This is a genomic window from Fuchsiella alkaliacetigena, assembly GCF_023227765.1.
GTDB lineage: Bacteria > Bacillota > Halanaerobiia > Halobacteroidales > Acetohalobiaceae > Fuchsiella > Fuchsiella alkaliacetigena.
Genome location: NZ_JALKBZ010000099.1, coordinates 1 through 2,743, shown reverse-complemented (window position 1 = coordinate 2,743; position 2,743 = coordinate 1). Strand labels below are relative to the sequence as shown.

The following is a 2,743-nucleotide window of genomic DNA, read 5'->3' as shown; positions in this document are numbered from 1 at the left end:
GATTGCATCCTACACAATTGTAATCCTGTGAAATTGTGGTCTATAGTTAGTTTTGTATAGATTTTTATAAGCAGGGAGAATTTATGAATAAAAGTTTCGATTTCAAGATACTTTCAGCCTTGATTATAATGCTACTTTTAACTTCTTTATTGGTAGTTAATACTCAAGCCTTAGAACCTGGTGAAGAAGGAGAAATTGACTGGGATGAAGGGGTAATTATTATCGAAGGCTTTGGAGCTCCTCCAGAAGATGCTAGAGGAGCTCAAGCTCAGCTGTTAGCTCAGCGGGCAGCTAGAGCTGATGCTTATCGAAATGCTGCTGAGTTTATGGAGGGAGTTAATGTTAGTAGTACTACTACTGTGGAAGAGTATGTAGTTACTAGTGATAAGATAGCTACTGAAGTAGAGGGGTTAATTGAGGGGGCGGAGGTTATTTCCGTAGAGTACGGGCCCGATGATGTTTGTAATTTAAAGCTAAAGGTGCCTCTAGCGGGAGAACAAGGTCTGACCTCTTTTTTAGAAGGTACAGCTAAGGAAGATGCTCCTGCTCATCCAGACCGGGAAGATGAGGTAACAACTCATCCTGAGCCCGATTTAGAGCAGTATGAGGAAGAGGATATAGAAATAGAAGAGGAGCCTGCTGAGGAGTATACTGGTTTAATTATTGATACTCGAGGTCTAGAAGTGAATACGGCTCTTTATCCACAGGTATTTGATTCCGCAGGACATTTGCTCTATGGCCCTACTACAGTTGACTTAGATGAACCTAGCACTTCTTCTTTGGTTGCTTACTCTCGCTCACAAACGGAGGCTGAGGAGATGGGTAGAGTAGGTGATAATCCTTTGGTAGTGGAGGCTACTAGTGTAGTCAGTGGAGAAGAAAGAGAGCCGGTTGATGTAATTCTTGATAAGGAAAGTGCTCAGTATTTTTTAGAGGCTGATGGTAATAGTGGAATTGTTGATCAGCAAGCAGTTGCTTTTATTATTGATTAGAAAGGAGAATTAGAAATGAAGAAATACTTAGTACTCTTTTTAGTTATTGCTATGTTAGCAACCATGGTTTTGCCAGCTCCTGCTATAGCTGATGATGATAGTTCTGATCGACGTATTAAAGCAGCTGGGGCAGCAGCGGTAGTTACAGGTACTTTTTTTCTAGGTCGTTATCTGTATAGAAGATCTCAAGCTAGCAGTTATTATGATGCTGCTCAACAACATGCTGAAGCTGGAGAATGGGATAAAGCTGTAGAAGCCTATCAGAGTTCCTTAGAGGCTAGAGATGGTTATGAAGATGCTGAAGAAAGGCTGGCTGAAGCTCGTGATGAAGCAGCCAAAATGTTTATTAATCAGGGAGATGAAGAGAAAGAGGCGGAAAGATACGAAGAGGCTATTGATTATTATCAGCAGGCTTTACATTATCAATCTGATTCAATAGAGGCTCAAGATAGATTAGACACTTTAGCACAAGATTTGGTGGGGGTTCATTATCGGCGCGGTTATCAATACGAGGTGCAGAATAGATGGGAAGAAGCCTATCAAGAGTACCAAAAAGCCTATCAGTATAATTTAAGTTATGAAGACTTAAATGATCGTTATTATAGAGCTAAAGCTAGGGTAGATGATGATCTGCCTATGCGGGCCCTGATATTTATTGTTGATCAAAGTGGTAATGTGGATTTAGAAAGACCTTTGCTAAATGCCTTACAGTCGGAACTAGAAGGAGTAGTTTCTTCGGATTTCTATATGTTGAGTCGGGCCCAAGTTCAAGACACAATGGATGAACAGGCAGCTGCCTTAAGTGATACTCGAGATAAGAGCTTAGCTATTGATTTGGGTCAGATTATAGGAGCTGATGAAATTTTAATAGGAGAAATTACTGATGTTTATGAAGGTCGAAGGAGCCCAAGGATTGATATTAACTTGGAGCTTTATCAGGTGGAAAATAGAGATTTAATTGAAGAAATAGAATATACGCATAGATTTGATAGCGATCTAGGAAAAGATGAGCTAAATGACCATCTTTCAGAGTTGGCTAAAGAGTTAGTAGAGGATTATTTCAAATAAATAGCTTTGAGCAGTCTCTCCATAATATGGAGAGACTTTATTTTTGTGTACACTTTATAACTTTAGATAATTTTAATAGCCGGTAGATAAATTAATGTTTTTCTTATAAAAATTTTCTTATAAAAATATCAAAATTGCCTTTTAAAATTAATATAAACTAGAATCTTTTGGAGGGGTAAAATGAAAAAAATTTTTATTCTGATTTTAGGAGTCTTTATGCTAAGTTTTACTTTTTTTAATTATAATCCTGTTCAGGCAGCTGCACAAGAGGTAGTAGTAGAGGAATCTTTAATGGGAGGAGAGTTACCAGAGGAAGCACCTGAAGAAGAAGCACCAGAGGATGAAGAGTTACCGGAAGAACCACCAATGGAAGAGCCACCGGAGGATGAAGGGTTACCGGAAGAACCGCCAATGGAAGAGCCACCGGAGGATGAAGAGTTACCGGAAGAGCCGCCAATGGAAGAACCACCAGAGGATGAAGAGTTACCGGAAGAACCACCAATGGAAGAGCCACCGGAGGATGAAGGGTTACCGGAAGAACCGCCAATGGAAGAGCCACCGGAGGATGAAGGGTTACCGGAAGAGCCGCCAATGGAAGAACCACCGGAGGATGAAGAGTTACCGGAAGAACCACCAATGGAAGAGCCACCAGAGGATGAAGAGTTACCGGAAGAACCGCCAAT

3 protein-coding genes are annotated in these 2,743 nt (G+C 40.5%); all 3 read left to right on the top strand.

Going from position 1 to position 2,743, the window contains the following annotated elements; genetic code table 11:
* Positions 1–83 precede the first annotated feature (83 nt).
* The gene (locus MWH30_RS13580) at positions 84–992 is read left to right on the top strand and encodes an LPP20 family lipoprotein (RefSeq protein ID WP_248664638.1); all 909 of its coding nucleotides are present in this window, start codon (positions 84–86) and stop codon (positions 990–992) included.
* 15 nt (positions 993–1,007) lie between these two features.
* The gene (locus MWH30_RS13575; RefSeq protein ID WP_248664637.1) at positions 1,008–2,060 is read left to right on the top strand and encodes a penicillin-binding protein activator LpoB; all 1,053 of its coding nucleotides are present in this window, start codon (positions 1,008–1,010) and stop codon (positions 2,058–2,060) included.
* A gap of 180 nt (positions 2,061–2,240) precedes the next feature.
* A partial coding sequence (locus MWH30_RS13570; protein WP_248664636.1) for a hypothetical protein occupies positions 2,241–2,743 on the top strand: 503 nt, incomplete at its 3' end.